The sequence below is a fragment of the Cryobacterium sp. Hz9 genome, from assembly GCF_004402825.1.
Lineage (GTDB): Bacteria > Actinomycetota > Actinomycetes > Actinomycetales > Microbacteriaceae > Cryobacterium > Cryobacterium gelidum.
On record NZ_SOFC01000023.1, the window covers coordinates 295,652 to 311,143 of the forward strand.

13 protein-coding genes are annotated in these 15,492 nt (G+C 64.7%); 4 read left to right on the forward strand and 9 right to left on the reverse strand.

The window, feature by feature from the left end:
* Positions 1-130: 130 nt before the first annotated feature.
* The 4 genes from E3N85_RS13835 to E3N85_RS17045 form a co-directional block, all read right to left on the reverse strand.
* A complete protein-coding gene (locus tag E3N85_RS13835) occupies positions 131-1,417 on the reverse strand; it encodes a citrate synthase (protein ID WP_134464548.1) in 1,287 nt (428 codons plus the stop codon).
* Positions 1,418-1,651: 234 nt separating this feature from the next.
* A complete protein-coding gene (gene dapC, locus E3N85_RS13840) occupies positions 1,652-2,752 on the reverse strand; it encodes a succinyldiaminopimelate transaminase (RefSeq protein WP_304991235.1) in 1,101 nt (366 codons plus the stop codon).
* 9 nt (positions 2,753-2,761) lie between these two features.
* Positions 2,762-3,085, reverse strand: coding sequence for a ferredoxin (gene fdxA / locus E3N85_RS13845; protein ID WP_134464104.1), 324 nt, complete (start codon positions 3,083-3,085; stop codon positions 2,762-2,764).
* A gap of 83 nt (positions 3,086-3,168) precedes the next feature.
* Positions 3,169-4,182, reverse strand: coding sequence for a PIG-L deacetylase family protein (locus E3N85_RS17045; protein WP_134464106.1), 1,014 nt, complete (start codon positions 4,180-4,182; stop codon positions 3,169-3,171).
* A 145-nt stretch (positions 4,183-4,327) separates the two neighbouring features.
* On the opposite strand from E3N85_RS17045, the gene efeU reads away from it, so the two are divergent.
* From efeU to efeB, 3 genes are read left to right on the forward strand one after another with little or no spacing between them, the layout of a single operon-like run.
* Entirely contained in the window at positions 4,328-5,203 is an 876-nt protein-coding gene (gene efeU, locus E3N85_RS13855) for an iron uptake transporter permease EfeU (RefSeq protein WP_134464108.1), read from the forward strand.
* A gap of 28 nt (positions 5,204-5,231) precedes the next feature.
* Entirely contained in the window at positions 5,232-6,416 is a 1,185-nt protein-coding gene (gene efeO, locus E3N85_RS13860) for an iron uptake system protein EfeO (protein WP_134464110.1), read from the forward strand.
* The gene (gene efeB, locus E3N85_RS13865) at positions 6,413-7,732 is read left to right on the forward strand and encodes an iron uptake transporter deferrochelatase/peroxidase subunit (RefSeq protein ID WP_134464112.1); all 1,320 of its coding nucleotides are present in this window, start codon (positions 6,413-6,415) and stop codon (positions 7,730-7,732) included. Before efeO ends, efeB begins: the two co-directional genes overlap by 4 nt.
* Here efeB and E3N85_RS13870 read toward each other — a convergent pair.
* The 3 genes from E3N85_RS13870 to E3N85_RS13880 all read right to left on the reverse strand — a co-directional run bounded on the left by E3N85_RS13870 (position 7,729) and on the right by E3N85_RS13880 (position 12,129).
* Positions 7,729-8,193: a hypothetical protein gene (locus E3N85_RS13870; protein WP_134464114.1), complete on the reverse strand. Its 465-nt coding sequence runs from the start codon at positions 8,191-8,193 to the stop codon at positions 7,729-7,731. The genes efeB and E3N85_RS13870 overlap by 4 nt on opposite strands.
* A gap of 104 nt (positions 8,194-8,297) precedes the next feature.
* Positions 8,298-10,208, reverse strand: coding sequence for a translational GTPase TypA (typA, locus tag E3N85_RS13875; protein ID WP_134464116.1), 1,911 nt, complete (start codon positions 10,206-10,208; stop codon positions 8,298-8,300).
* Positions 10,209-10,341: 133 nt separating this feature from the next.
* On the reverse strand, positions 10,342-12,129 hold the full coding sequence (locus E3N85_RS13880; RefSeq protein ID WP_134464118.1) for an ABC transporter ATP-binding protein: 1,788 nt from the start codon (positions 12,127-12,129) through the stop codon (positions 10,342-10,344).
* A gap of 68 nt (positions 12,130-12,197) precedes the next feature.
* Here E3N85_RS13880 and E3N85_RS13885 point away from each other — a divergent pair, with 68 nt between their 5' ends.
* Positions 12,198-12,806 (forward strand): PH domain-containing protein, encoded by a 609-nt coding sequence (locus E3N85_RS13885; RefSeq protein ID WP_134464120.1) that lies wholly within the window; start codon positions 12,198-12,200, stop codon positions 12,804-12,806.
* Positions 12,807-12,835: 29 nt separating this feature from the next.
* Here E3N85_RS13885 and E3N85_RS13890 read toward each other — a convergent pair whose 3' ends face one another.
* Positions 12,836-13,879 carry an ABC transporter permease gene (locus E3N85_RS13890; RefSeq protein ID WP_134464122.1) on the reverse strand — a complete coding sequence of 348 codons (1,044 nt, stop codon included), beginning with the start codon at positions 13,877-13,879 and terminating at the stop codon, positions 12,836-12,838.
* Positions 13,880-15,412: an ABC transporter permease gene (locus E3N85_RS13895; protein ID WP_134464124.1), complete on the reverse strand. Its 1,533-nt coding sequence runs from the start codon at positions 15,410-15,412 to the stop codon at positions 13,880-13,882.
* Positions 15,413-15,492 lie beyond the last annotated feature (80 nt).

Genomic DNA, 15,492 nt, shown 5'->3' on the forward strand with positions numbered 1-15,492 from the left:
GCTTGTTCATCCGGCTAAAGGTGACATCGCGCAGGTGCACGAGCGGCGAGACGCCAACCCGGCCCATCATCGGCCAGAGCGACCGCTGCCCTGCCATCCGCAGCGGCAGACTTTCGCCGCCCGACTTCTTCTAGGGGCGCGGGTAGTCGCGGGCCGGGGAGCCCACATAGAGCTGCTGCGGGCGGCCGATCTTGGTGGCCGGATCCTCGTTCATCTCACGCCAGTGCGCGACCCAGCCGGGCAAGCGGCCGATCGCGAAGAGCACGGTGAACATACGCGTTGGAAAGCCCATCGCCTTGTAGATGACGCCGGTGTAGAAGTCGACGTTGGGATACAGGCGACGTTCCTTGAAGTAATCGTCGTTGAGCGCGATGTGCTCGAGTTCCTGCGCGATGTCGAGCAGGTCATCCTTGACGCCGAGAGCTGCAAGCACCTCGTGGGCGCTTTCCTTGACCAGCGTGGCGCGCGGGTCGTAATTCTTGTACACCCGGTGGCCGAAGCCCATGAGCTTCACACCCTGCTCCTTGTTCTTGACACGTTCGACGTACTTTTCAACGCCCTGACCGGATGCCTGGATCTCACCGAGCATCGACAGCACGGCCTCGTTGGCGCCGCCGTGCAGCGGCCCGAACAGGGCGTTGATGCCGGACGAGACCGACGCAAACAGGTTGGCCTCGGTCGAGCCGACCAAACGCACGGTCGAGGTGGAGGCGTTCTGCTCGTGGTCCTCGTGCAGCATGAGCAGGCGCTCGAGCGCCTTGCTCACGACCGGGTCGATCTCGTAGGGCTCGGCCATGTTGCCGAAGTTGAGCTTGAGAAAGTTGTCGACGAAGCTCAGGGAGTTGTCGGGGTAGAGAAAAGCCTGGCCGATGCTCTTCTTGTGCGCGTAGGCGGCCATGACCGGCAGCTTGGCCAACAGGCGAATGGTCGAAATCTCGACCTGCTCCGGGTCTTTCGGGTCGAGCGAGTCCTGGTAGAACGTCGACAGGGCCGAGACGCCGGAGGCGAGCACGCTCATCGGGTGCGCCTTGTGCGGCAGGGAATCGAAGAAGCGGCGCATGTCTTCGTGCAACAGCGTGTGGTGGCGGATGCGATCGTCAAAGTTGGCGAGTTCGCTCGCACTCGGCAGCTCACCGTAAATCAGCAGCCAGGCGGTTTCGAGAAAGTTTGAGTTCTGTGCGATCTGTTCGATCGGATATCCGCGGTAGCGCAGGATGCCAGCATCGCCGTCGATGTAGGTGATCGCGGAGCGGGTCGCCGCTGTGTTGACAAAACCGTAGTCCAGCGTGGTGAGGCCGGTCTTCTTAGTGAGGGTGGAGATGTCAATGCTCGACACGCCGTCCACGCTGGTCAGGATCGGAAATTCTGCGCTCCCGCCCGGAAAGGTGAGCGTGACCTTGTTGGGGTCAGCGCTCATCGGTTCGCCGGGTGTTGTGTGCTGCGCGACGTCGGTCACGGAGCCTCCTCAGGTATCGCTGCCGGATGAAATGTGGCGACGCGTCACTGAGTTAGCCAGTGGTGAAACTGCTGTGGCCGACTCTGTCGCGATCACAGCCTAATCTGCCCGACCGCCTACTGTTGCATCAGCTAAGTCTTCGGGCGGTTCGTTGGTGATAGTCCACAGTGTCGAGCACATACTCGGGTGGAGCCGTCAGGAATGCAGACGTGTGGCGGCGGCGGCGATTCGCTCGTCGGTGGCGGTGAGCGAGAAGCGCACGTGCTCCGGGTAGACATCGCCGTAGAACGGACCGGGACCGGCCAGGATACCTCGGGCCGCCAGCCGCCCGATGGATTCCCACGCGGGTCGCCCCTCCGTCGCCCAGAGGTAGAGCCCGGCTTCGCTCCGATCTATATGAAAGCCGGCCTGTTCCAAAGCCGGCCGCAGGGTCTCTCGGCGGGCTCGGTAGTGCTCCTTCTGCACGGCGACGTGCTGGTCGTCTCCGAGAGCGGCGATCATGGCGGCTTGGAGCGGTGCCGGCAGCATGAGCCCGGCGTGCTTGCGCACGGTCAGTAGACGCTCGAGCACACCGCTGCACCCGGCGGCGAAAGCCGCGCGGTAGCCGGCCATGTTGGACTGCTTGCTCAGCGAGTAGATCGCGACTACGTTGCGCCGATCTCCCTCGATCACCCGAGGATCGAGGATGCTCGGGATCGGCTCTGTGTTCCACGGGGCGTCCCAGCCGAGTTCGGCATAACATTCGTCGCTGACGATGACGGCGTCGAGTTCTCGAGCACGGGCGACCGCAGCGCGGAGTGCCGCGACCGGCAGTACCCGACCGTCGGGGTTGCCCGGGCTGTTGAGCCAGATCAGCTTGGTCGATTCGGGCCACTCGGCCGGATCATCGGAGGCTATGGCCGTGGCTCCGGCGATGGCGGCGCCGATCGCGTAGGTCGGGTAGGCGGCCCGCGGATGCACGATCGTGTCACCCTCGCCGAGGCCGAGCATGAACGGCATGAGCGCGACGAGTTCCTTGGAACCGATCGTGGGCAACACGTTCTGCGGTTGCAGGCCGTCGACACCGCGGCGTCGGGCGTACCACGCGATGATCGCCCGCTGCAATGCGGGAGTACCGACGGTCTGCGGGTAGGCGTGGGCATCCGTTGCCGAGCGCAGCGCCCGCTGCACGACGTCGGGCGTGGCATCGACGGGCGAACCGATCGACAGATCGACGATTCCGTCGGCGTGCTGGCGTGCCTGGGTGGCAAAAGGGACCATCTGATCCCAGGGGTAATCCGGCAGCGGCTTCAGCACGAAAATTGCTTAGTGCTGAACCTGCGGCGGCAGCGCGGAGATGACGGGGTGGTCCTTGGCGAGCACGCCGACTTTGGCGGCTCCGCCCGGGGAGCCGATGTCGTCGAAGAATTCGACGTTGGCCTTGTAATAGTCGGCCCACTGTTCGGGCAGGTCGTCTTCGTAGTAAATGGCCTCGACCGGGCAGACCGGTTCGCAGGCTCCGCAGTCGACGCACTCGTCCGGATGGATATAGAGGGAGCGTTCGCCCTCATAAATGCAGTCCACCGGGCATTCGTCGATGCAGGCACGATCTTTCACATCAACGCACGGCAGAGCGATCACATACGTCACAGGCTGAGGATTCCCTTCGAGAGCGGACTCTTGATTCTACGCCCCCTCGGTCGACGCCTCTCTCCGTATGAGAAAGTGCTCGGTTATCGGCGGCGCGGCGGCAGTTTCGGCCAGGCCAGCACAAAAGCCGCGATCAGCGCCGGAACGACGGTCCACAGGGTTCCTGGCAGGCCAGCCGGCACGAGAACCGACCCTCCGGAACCGCGCAGTGACAGCACAAAAATGGTCAGGAGCAACCCTGCCGCGGCCAGGCCGACCACGAATCGATCCCCCACGACGAGGCGCAGCCCAAGCAGCAGGGCGCCGATCCCGACGAAGGCGATCGTCAGGCCGATCGGAAGCGCCACGCCGAACAGTGTCAGGGTCGCCTGATGCGCGATGGTTCCCAGCACACCGAAGAGGATACCCAGCAGCAGGCCGACGAGGCCGGCCAGCGACCTGTTCGTGAGGTTCAGGCGAGCGGGCTGGGGGGCCGGCGGAGCGGGGGCTGGGCGCGGGGCATCCGCGCGCAGGAACGTTTCGGTGTCGGTGATGGTGTCGGTGCTGCCGCCGGCGAGGGTGCGCGTGTGCCCTGAGAGGCTCCAGCGTGCCGGAAAATGCCCGAGCGCCCGCACCTTCTGGTCGAGATGGTCGCCCACGTCAATCGCGATGAGACGCTGTCCGGGTGCTTGCCGCACCGTGCGGGCAAGGAAGACGGGCAGGCCGGCGTCGTGCGCGGTGGCCGTGGCGACCTCGCGCAGAGCATCATCGACAGCGCCGACGACCACGGCTGTCGCGTCGAGATCGTCGATAGCTCTGCGCAGGGCCTGCGCCAGTTCTAGCCCGCCAACGGAACCCTGCGGCAATCGATGCCAGCTGCGCGCCCCCAGTTCAGCCAGCGCCGCGGACGTGGCCGCGGCATCCGCTTCAGCCAGCGCCGCGGACGTGGCCGCGGCATCCGCTTCGGCCAGTGCTGCGGCGTACAGCACGAGAACCCGCGACCCCTCGGAGCGGAGCCGGGCAATGGTGCCACCGGTCAGAGCGGACTCATCGCCAGGATGGGCGTGCACGAACACGATTCGCTCGCCGCTGCCGGACATGACCATGGGTTCACGCACCGTTCTGCCCTGCTGGCTGTTTATCGCTGGGCAATATTTCTTCCCGAGTCAAATCATAACTAGACACGCCCGCGACGTTCAGGCTAGAGTCGCAAGAGTAAGGTTAGCCTTACCAAATATTTCGCCCGAACTTACAAGGAACCCTGTGCTCGCAAACTACCTGATCGGCCTGCGCGAAGGCCTCGAGGCCGCTCTGATCGTAACGATCCTCATCGCCTACGTCGTGAAGATCAACCGGCGAGACGTGCTGCCGCGCATCTGGCTCGGTGTCGGCCTGGCCGTACTCCTCGCCCTCAGCATCGGCGCCCTGCTCACCTATGGCACCTACGGCCTGTCGTTCACCGCGCGCGAGACCATTGGCGGCGTGCTGTCAATCGCTGCGACCGGGCTGGTGACCTGGATGGTGTTCTGGATGTTGCGCACCGCCCGCGACCTCAAGGGGCACCTCCAGGGCAACATCGACAAGCACCTCGTGGGCGCCGGCCTCGGTCTCGTACTCGTCGCGTTCCTCGCTGTGGGCCGCGAGGGCATTGAGACTGCCCTGTTCCTCTGGGCTGCCGTGCAGGCCACCGGTGCCACTACCATGCCCCTGCTCGGCGCATTCCTCGGCATCGTGACCGCCATCGGCCTTGGCGCTCTGATTTACGCGGGCATGCTCAAGATCAACCTGTCGAAGTTCTTCACCTACACCGGTGCCATCCTCATCGTCGTCGCCGCCGGCGTGCTCTCCTACGGCGTGCACGACCTGCAGGAAGCCGGCATCCTGCCCGGCCTGAATGCACTCGCCTTCAACGTGAGTGCCGCCGTGCCGCCGGACAGCTGGTATGGCACCCTGCTCAAGGGCACTCTGAATTTCTCCCCCGCCACCACGTGGTTCGAGATGTTCGCCTGGCTTGCCTACACCGTGCCCACCCTGACTCTCTTCATCACCAAGAGCCGCCGGGGCCGCACGAGTGCGCGCCCGGCCCCGGCCCCGGCTGCGCCCTTCGCGCCCGCCCCCACGCCCGTCGCGGTGCGGTAACTTTTCGTTTCACTGTCGAAGGATTTTCATGCCTCGTGCTTTTCGTTCTACCAGTTTGCTCGGTGTCAGCCTTCTCAGTGCCAGCGTGCTCGGTGTTGGTCTGCTCACAGGATGTGTCGCCAACGACCCGGCTGCCACGCACACGGCGATCACCGTCGACAGCAGCCAGACGGCCTGCGCGGTATCGGCGAACGAGGCGCCGGCCGGCAGCATCCGCTTCACTGTCACCAATTCCGGTGACCAGGTCACGGAGTTCTACCTGCTGGCTGCCGATGGCAAGCGCATCGTCGGCGAGGCCGAGAACATCGGCCCTGGCCTCAGCCGCGACCTCGTCGTGCAGCTCGACGCCGGCAGCTACTTCACCGCTTGCAAGCCCGGCATGTCCGGGGACGGCGTCGGCAAGGCTGAGTTCACCGCGACCAAAACGGATGCCGCGGCCACCCTCAATGTCGACCTGGCGGCCCAAATCGACACCGCCAACAGCAACTACGCTTCCTACGTGAGCGACCAGATCGACCAGCTCGTCACCGGCACCGACACGTTCGCCGCGGCCTATCTGGCCGGAGACTTCGGCGCTGCACGCAGCTTCTATGCCCCCACCCGGGTGCACTGGGAGCGGGTGGAAACCATCGCCGAATCGTTCGGGGACCTCGACCCGAAGCTCGACCTGCGCGAAGCCGATCTCGAAGAGGGCCAGGACTGGACCGGCTGGCACGCGATCGAGAAGGACTTGTGGCCCGCTGACGCCGAAGCCGGCTTCGAGGCGTACAGCACACAGAAGCGCGCGGACCTCACCGGGCTGCTCGTCGCCGACACCGCCACCCTGCACGAGAAGGTGCAGGGTTTGAACTTCACCCTGTCGCAGCAGACCAACGGCGCGATCGGCCTGCTCGACGAGGTCGCGACGGGCAAGGTCACCGGAGAGGAAGAGATCTGGTCACACACCGATCTCTGGGACTTCCAGGCCAACGTTGACGGTGCCAAGAAGCTTTACGACGGCGTGCGCCCGATTCTTCTGCAAACGGATGCCGACCTGGCCGCGTCGCTCGACGGCGAGTTCGCCGCCCTGCAGACGCTGCTGGACGCGCAGCGCGTCAGCGACGGGTTCACCCTGTACACCGACCTCGATCCGGGCGAGATTCGCGCCCTCGCCGACCAGGTCAACGCACTCGGCGAGCCGCTGAATCGACTCACCGCCGCGCTCGTGCTGTGACGCACGGTGTGACGGGTAGTAAGCGAGCCGAGTCCGCCGATCTGGTCGTGCCGGCCCGCGGCCTGTCTCGGCGCGGGCTGCTCGGCCTCGCCGGGGCAAGCGTCGCCGGAATCGGGCTGGGGGTGGCCGGGGACCGGGCGGCGCTGGCCGCGTCGGCGACGCCGGAGATGGCATCCGGTTCTGTTGTGTACCCGTTTTACGGCCGGCACCAGGCTGGCATCGTCACGCCTGCCCAGGATCGCCTGCACTTCGCCGCGTTTGACGTCTCGGCCGGCACCACGCGGGCCGAATTGATCGAGCTACTGCAGGACTGGACCATCGCAGCCGCTTCGATGAGCGCCGGCCGGGACGTCGGCGAGTATGGCGCGGTCTCCGGCCCGTACGACGCCCCGCCGGAAGACACCGGTGAGGCGCAGGGACTACCGACCGCGGGCCTGACGATTACGTTCGGCTTTGGCCCGACCTTGTTTGAAACAGCGGATGGCGTCGATCGCTTCGGACTTGCACGCCGCCGACCGGCCGAGCTGACGTCGTTGCCGCACTTTCCCGGCGACGACCTCGATGTCGGCCGCAGCGACGGTGACCTGTGCATCCAAGCCTGTTCCAACGACCCCCAGGTCGCCGTGCACGCGATTCGCAACCTGTCGCGGATCGCGTTCGGGCGGGCCGCCCTGCGCTGGTCCCAGCTCGGTTTCGGACGCACCTCGTCGACGTCAACGAGCCAGGCCACCCCGCGCAACCTGTTCGGCTTCAAGGACGGCACCGCCAACATCAAGGCTGAAGAACCCGATGTCGTCACCGACCAGGTCTGGGTGTCGGCGGCCGACGGCCCGGCCTGGTTGGCCGGCGGCTCCTACCTGGTGGCGCGGCGCATCCGCATGACCATCGAGACCTGGGACCGCTCCATTCTGAGCGAGCAGGAAGCCGTGTTCGGACGCACCAAGGGCGCTGGCGCACCGCTTTCGGGTGGCACGGAGTTCAGTGAGCCCGACTTCGCGCTGGCCGGCCGGGCAGACCAGCCACTCATCGGCGCTGCTGCGCACGTGCGACTGGCGCATCCAGCTCAGAATAACGGCACCAAATTATTGCGTCGCGGCTACAATTTCGTCGACGGCAACGATGAGCTGGGGCGACTGGAAGCTGGGTTGTTTTTTATCAGCTTCCAGCGGTCGCCGGCTCAGTTCGCTGCTGTACAGCTGAACCTCGCCAAGCACGACGCACTCAACGAATACATTCGCCATGTCGGCAGCGCCCTGTTCGCGGTTCCGGCGGGCACCCCTGAGGGAAGCTACGTCGGAGCACCCCTGTTCGCTTAACCGAGCGCGGGCACCGGGGTGACCGTGTAGAGCACGCCGTCGGGATTGCCGGCCACGACGACACCAAAGTTCTCGTTCGCCATCGTGACCACCTCCGTGTCGACTCCGGCCACCACTTCGGTGAAGCCGGCCGCCTGCAGCTGAGTCCGTGCATCGTCCAAGGGAGTCGTTGACGTGGCATTGACGGTCACTACCCAGCCACCGACCCCACTCTCCCCGACACCACCGGTCGCGAAGAGAACCTCTCCGTCGAGCACGGGAATTTCGGCCGGCCAGTCTGCGGGAAGCTGGCCTCCGAGGCTGACGTCACCGCCCGTCGCGTCCTGCACGGCTCCGTTCACGGCACCATTCACGCTATCGCGCACGGTGTCGCCCACGGAGCAGCCCGCCACGAGGGGTAGTCCGACTGCGGCGACTACGAGGGCGAGAACAATTCGTCGTGTCAGTCTGCTGGTCGTCATGTGAAGCCTTTCAAGTTGTGCGAATGTGTACACCGCGAGGCACAAAAAGTGCCGCTTCGACGTGGTCGAAGCGGCACTTTTTACGCTCTCGCGGGCGAAGCTGACTAGTTGGCGTCCTGCTTCTTCACGCGTGAAACCTGGCGTGAGCGAGCGGCTGCCGTGAGCTCCACCTTGCGAATACGCACGGCGGCCGGGGTGACCTCGACGCACTCGTCTTCACGAGCGAATTCGAGGCACTGCTCGAGCGAAAGCTGCTTGGGCGGCGTCATCGACTCGAACGTGTCGGAGCTGGACTGACGCATGTTGGTCAGTTTCTTTTCCTTGGTGATGTTCACGTCCATGTCGTCAGCGCGCGAGTTCTCGCCGATGACCATGCCTTCGTAGACCTCGGAGGTCGGCTGCACGAAGAACGACATGCGTTCCTGCAGGTTGATGATCGCGAACGGGGTGACTGCACCGGAGCGGTCGGCGACGATCGAACCGTTGGTACGGGTGCTGATCGTTCCGGCCCAAGGCTCGTAGCCGTGCAGGATGGCGTTGGCGATACCGGTACCGCGCGTGTCGGTGAGGAACTGCGTGCGAAAGCCGATCAGGCCGCGCGACGGAACGATGAACTCCATGCGAACCCAGCCGGTGCCGTGGTTGGCCATGTTCTCCATGCGACCCTTGCGGGCGGCGAGCAGCTGCGTGATGGCGCCGAGGTATTCTTCGGGCGCGTCAATGGTGAGGTGCTCGTAGGGCTCGTGCACCTTGCCGTCAATGCGACGCACAACGACCTGCGGCTTGCCGACGGTGAGCTCGAAGCCCTCACGACGCATCTGCTCAACGAGGATGGCGAGGGCCAGTTCTCCACGGCCCTGCACCTCCCAGGCGTCGGGACGTCCGATGTCGACGACCTTGAGCGAGACGTTACCGACGAGCTCGCGGTCGAGGCGGTCCTTGACCATGCGGGCGGTGAGCTTGTGGCCCTTGACCTTGCCCATGAGCGGCGAGGTGTTGGTGCCGATGGTCATCGAGATGGCCGGGTCGTCAACCGTGATGGTCGGCAGGGGGCGCACGTCGTCGGGGTCGGCGAGGGTCTCACCAATGGTGATGTTCTCGATACCGGCTACGGCCACGATGTCGCCGGGGCCGGCGCTCTCGGTCGGGTAGCGGTCCAGCGCCTTGGTGATGAGCAGCTCGGTGATCTTCACGTTGCTGACGGTGCCGTCCTGCTGCACCCAGGCCACGGTCTGGCCCTTCTTGATGGTGCCCTGGAAGATGCGCAGCAGCGCGAGACGGCCAAGGAACGGCGAGGCGTCGAGGTTGGTGACGTGCGCCTGAAGCGGGTGCGTGTCATCGTAGGTCGGTGCCGGGATGTGCTTGAGGATCGCGTCGAACAACGGCTCGAGGTCGTCGTTATCGGGCAGCGTGCCGTCTTCAGGCTTGTTCCAGCTGGCGGCGCCGTTACGCCCGGAGGCGTAGACGACGGGCACGTCGAGCACGGCGTCGAGGTCGAGGTCGGGGAAGTCGTCGGCCATGTCGCTCGCGAGGCCGATGAGGAGGTCCTGGCTCTCGGCCACGACCTCGTCGATGCGCGCGTCGGGACGGTCGGTCTTGTTGACCAGGAGGATGACGGGCAGCTTGGCCTCGAGCGCCTTGCGGAGCACGAAACGGGTCTGCGGCAGCGGGCCCTCACTCGCGTCAACGAGGAGAACGACGCCGTCGACCATGGACAGTCCGCGTTCAACCTCGCCACCGAAGTCAGCGTGGCCCGGGGTGTCGATCACGTTGATGGTGATGGGACCGTCGGTGGCGTGGATGCCCTTGTACGAAACCGCCGTGTTCTTGGCGAGGATCGTGATGCCCTTTTCGCGCTCGAGTTCGTTCGAGTCCATCGCGCGCTCTTCAACGTGGGAGTGGTCCGCGAAGGAGTCGGTCTGCTTGAGCATCGCGTCAACCAGCGTCGTCTTACCGTGGTCAACGTGAGCAACGATTGCAACATTTCGGAGGTTATTGCGTGTAGCAATCGCCATAAAAATAGATCCTTACGAAGAATGAGTGCCGCAGAGTCTCGCGCGCGACGAAGAATGGATACCGGGGGTCATAATGTGACCCGAGGTATAATCCTACCGTACGATTTGACTCCGGCTGGTGGGGCGAACCCGGCTAGACCTCGTTTCCGGCGGCCAGCAACTCGCGCCGCAACTCGCGGCGGGCGCGCTGTTCGGTCGGATCGGGGATCGGCACGGCCGCAAGCAGACGCTGGGTATACGGGTCTTTCGGGTAGCGCAGAATCTCATCCCGCGTGCCGGTTTCCACGATGCGGCCGTGGTGCATCACCGCGATGCGGTCGGCGAGCACGTCGATGACGGCGAGGTCGTGGGTGATGAACAGGCAGGCGAAATTCATCTGCTGCTGCAGCGACTGAATCAGCAGCAGTACCCGGGCCTGCACCGAGACGTCGAGCGCGCTGGTCGGTTCATCAGCGATGAGCACTTTCGGTTCGAGGGAGAGCGCACGGGCAATGCCGACACGCTGCTTCTGCCCACCGGAGAGTTCGTGCGGAAAGCGGCTGCGGTAGGAGCGAGGCAGCTCAACACTGTCGAGCAACCGCTCCACCTCGGCGCTCAGGGCCGCGCCCTTCAAACCCTTGGCGAGCTTGAGCGGTTCCCCGATGCTGTCGCCGATCGGCATCCGTGGGTTGAGCGAGGAAGAAGGGTCCTGAAAAACGATTCCGACACTCTTATGCAGTCGGTGAATCTCGTCTCGGCCGGCCTTGGAGATGTCCTGGCCAGCCACGTGCAGCGTGCCTTCGGTGATGGGCAAGAGACCGATGGCGGCACGTCCGAGCGTGGTTTTACCGGAGCCCGACTCCCCCACGAGTCCGAGCACCTCTCCCTGGCGCACGAACAGGTTGACCTTGTCGGCGGCACGGAATGCTGCGACTCGACCGTGTTTGGGATATTCGATGACGACATCATCGAACCTGACGACCACTTCGCGGCTGTCGCGCCGGGCTGCCGTGGCCGCCTCATTCGCCAGCCGCTCGTTGACCTCGATGCGAGCGGCGAGCACGGCGTCGACCACGATGTCGGTGCCGATGGCGAGCGCCGCCGTCATGTCGATGGCTTCGTCGCCGCGCTGGCCGAGGTGCGGAACGGCCTGGAGCAGGGCGATGGTGTACGGGTGCCTGGGTGCGTTGAAGATCTGGTCGACCGTGCCGCGTTCGACGATGACGCCCCGTCGCATGACGGCGATGTCATCGGCGAGGTCGGCGACGACACCCATGTCGTGCGTGATCAGCAGGATGGCGCTGTCGAGGCGATCGCGCAGGCTGCGCAGCAGGTCGAGAATCTCGGCCTGCACGGTCACGTCGAGTGCAGTCGTGGGCTCGTCGGCGATGAGCAGTTGCGGGTCGCAGGAGATGGACTGGGCGATCATGGCACGCTGGCGTTGCCCGCCGCTCAACTGGTGCGGGTAGGAGTTGAAGGCCTTCAGCGGATCTGGCAACTCGACCATGTCGAGCAACTCCAGGGCGCGCGTCTTGGCCTGCGAGGGCGACATACCGAAGTGGGCCCGCAGGGTTTCGATGATCTGGAAGCCGATCGTATAGACCGGGTTGAGCGCCGTCATCGGCTCCTGGAAGATCATGGCGATCTGGCCACCACGCACCTTGTGCATCTGCGCGGGCTTCAACCCCATCAGTTCCCGGCCGCTGAGCTTGACGCTGCCGGAGATGCGGCTGTTCTCCGGGAGCAGGTCGAGAACGGCCATGGAGCTGGCACTCTTGCCCGAGCCGGACTCGCCGACGATGGCGAGCACCTTGCCACGCTCGATCGAGTAGTTCAGTTTGAGCGCGGCCGGCACCCAGACGTTGTCCACGCCGAAGTGCACGGTGAGGTCGGTAACTTGCAGCACCGGGCCGGAGTATGTGGTCGTCACCTGTTCGGTCATGAAGTCCTGCTTTCGTTGGTACTGCTGCTCGCGCGGTGGTTGCGGCAAAAATCTGGCAGCATGGCTGCATGTCCGTCGCTGCCGACCCGAATTTTTTCTACTCGCGGTTCAACCGCATCATCGCTGCTGTATTTGCCGGGATTGCCGCGCTGAGTGCGCTGAGCCTGTTCCTGCTGCCGACCGCGTCGAACCGCTGGCTGGTCATTCCGGCCCTGTTCGTGATGCTGTTCGTCTGGGAGGTGCTCTGGCACCCCAGCCTGCAGGTAGACGACGTCGGCGTGACCATTCGCAATCCCCTGCGCACCATTGTGGTGCCGTGGGCGGCGCTCGTGCACGTCGACACCAAGTTCGCGCTCACCCTGTACACGCCGGGGCGTAAGTTCGCTGTGCACTGCGCTCCCGCGCCCGGCCGAAGCTTGACCAGCGCCGGACGTCGTAAGACCACCGACCCGGTGCCCTACCTGACCGGGCAACCCCGACCCGGCGACCTGCCGGATAGTGAGTCCGGTGAGGCGGCGCAACTGGTGCGCTCTCGCTGGGACGCCCTGCAGCGCAGCGGCCGGGTAGACGGCGGCCTCGCGGCGCAGACACCCGTGTCTGTCGTGTGGGCGTGGGGTCGTGCCGGCGTGCTTGTGGCCGGTGCTGCGGCATCTCTTGTGGCTCTTCTTCTGGCCTGAGCACAGCACCGGCGGGCACGTGACCGGCGTCATGGCTGGCTGTCCAATTCCGGTTCAGGTCGGGTCTCGCGCATCTTGCTGAGCTTGAACCTGCGGTGGCGCGGGTCGAAGGCATCGCGCAAACCGTCGCCGACGAAGTTGACCAGGAGCGCCAGCGACACGATGAACGCACCGGGCCACCAGAACAGCCACGGCCGAGTCTGGAACGCCGATTGGTTGGAGCTGATCAGCAGGCCGAGCGACACGTCGGGAGAGCGGATGCCGTAGCCGAGAAAGCTCAGCGCCGTCTCGAGCAGAATGGCCGAGGCCATGATGAGCGTCGCCGACACGATGACCACGCCCATGGCATTGGGCAGGATGTGCTTGAAGATGATGCGCGCGTCCGACGCCCCGGCTACCCGGGCCGCCTCGACGAACTCGCGTTCGCGCAGCGACAGGAACTCGCTACGCACCAGGCGAGCGATGCCCATCCAGGAGAAGAACCCGAGCATGATGGCGAGTATCGGGGCGCCGAGGCTGCCGAACCAGTGGCCGACGACCGAACCGATGACGAGCGCGGGAATCACGATGAAGACGTCCGTGATGCGCATCAACACGGCATCGACCATGCCGCGGTAGTACCCGGCAACCGCCCCGACCACCACGCCGACAACGGTCGCGATGAGGCCGAGAACCACCATCACGAGCGCGGAGTTCTGAATGCCCCGCATGGTCATGGCGAAGTAGTCCTTGCCGATGCGGTCCTGGCCGAACGGATGCTCGCCCAGCGAGATTCCGTTGCCACCGAGGAATTGTGGCAGGAGCGACAGGGTCGGGTCGCCCTGGTTCACCTGCGGATTGAGCGATTTGAAGTCGTATTTCCACCAGCCAGGAATGGCGCCGACGCCGATGGCGGAGAAGGAAAAAATGATGATGAACGCAATAACGATAATCGAAGCAACAGCGACCTTATTACCGATGAACCGCCGCCAAATCAAACGACCCTGGCTCTCGGGGATCGAGCTGGCACCGGCGAGTTCGTCGGCCGGAATTTCGGTGGGCGGGGTCTGCCCCGAACCAATCGGTGTGGACATTTAGCGAATCCTCACTCTCGGGTCGAGCCCGGCATAGGCCATATCGGCCAGAAAGTTGAAGGTGATGGCCATCGCGGCCACGATCAGGAAGTACCCCATGACCGGGTTGACGTCGCCGCGCGACAGGCCTGCATTGAACAGACTCCCCATGCCGGGGATGGCGAAGACAAATTCTGTGATGATCGCGCCACCGAGCAGGGCCCCGACGTCGAAAGCAACGAGGGTTGTCAGGGGGATAAGCATGTTGCGGAACGCGTGGCGCATGATCACGGTGCGTTCGGGCAGTCCCTTTGCCCGAGCCGTCCTGATGAAGTCCAGACTGAGAACCTCGAGCATGCCGGCGCGGGAGTATCGGGTGTACCCGGCGAAGGAGATGAGCAGCAGCGCGATTGTCGGCAGGGTCAGGTGGGCGAAAGCGTCGAGGCCCGAAAGCCACACATCGCCGGACAGCCCCGGCGTCTGCGAGCCCACCGTCGCTATCGGTCGTCCGTTCGTAGCGGACAGCAGATCGCCCCAGGACTGCATGAAGCGGTCCAGCAGGACGACAGCGCCGGAGAGCAGGGCGGTGACGAGACCGACCCGCATATTCTGGCCACGATCGTAGCCCCCCGCCAGAAAACCGCTGACCAGCCCGACTGCGATAGTGGCGAGGGCGAGAATGAACAGCGTTCCCGCGCTCGACACGTCGAACAGTGGCTGCAGTGTGAAGTACGCCACAACGGCGATCACCGCATTGATGCCCGCCGTGACGAGTGCCCGACGGTTGCGCAGGCCAGCCAGCAGGGTGGCCGCGCCGAGGGCGATCGCAGCGACCAGCAGAATGATCGGAACCGCGCCGAGGCCCGGGTGCATGAACCAGCCCGTCGCACTCATCAGCAGCAGAACACCCGATGTCGCGAGCCCGGACACGAGGAACACAACCAGTCTGCGCCGCCTGTCACCACCGAGGAGAGACTGCCAGATGGCCCCGACGATAAGGCCGATGACCAGTAACGCTGTGCCACCGATCACGGGGTCCCGCAGAAAGTCGTTGAACCCGATGGCGACGAATTCTTTGAGCAGCACGGCGACAAGGAAGGCGGGCAGCGAGTACAGAAAGAAACTGACGAAGGTGACCGTGTTGTCGAGGCCGCTGTACTGGCGGAGGGCGGTGATGATGCCGATCGTCACGCCGAGCAGAATGGCCAGCACGAGCGCGAAGGTGACGAGCTGCACCGTTGCGGCGAGGGCGTTGGGCAGGATGTCGACCACCCGGGCATTCGAGATAGTCGAGCCCAGGTCGCAAGCATTGGCGAACGGAATCGCACATTTCGCCACACCTCCGATCCAGAGCACCCAGCGCAAGGGCGGTGGAACGTTCAGGTCAAGGAGCGAGACGCGAGCGTTGATCAGTTGCTGTTTGTTGGGCGAATTGCTGCTTCGGAGGTCTTGAAGCGGGTCGGCCGAGTAGCCCACCATGACGTACATCAGAAATGATGCAGCGATCAGGATGAGGACGGAAACGAGAACACGTCTCAGGATGAAGCTCACCATGTCTGGGCTACCTCACTGTAGGGGTTGTTTCGCACTTCTGAATTAGGCAAAAGAACAAAAGAACGGATGCCGTCAGACTC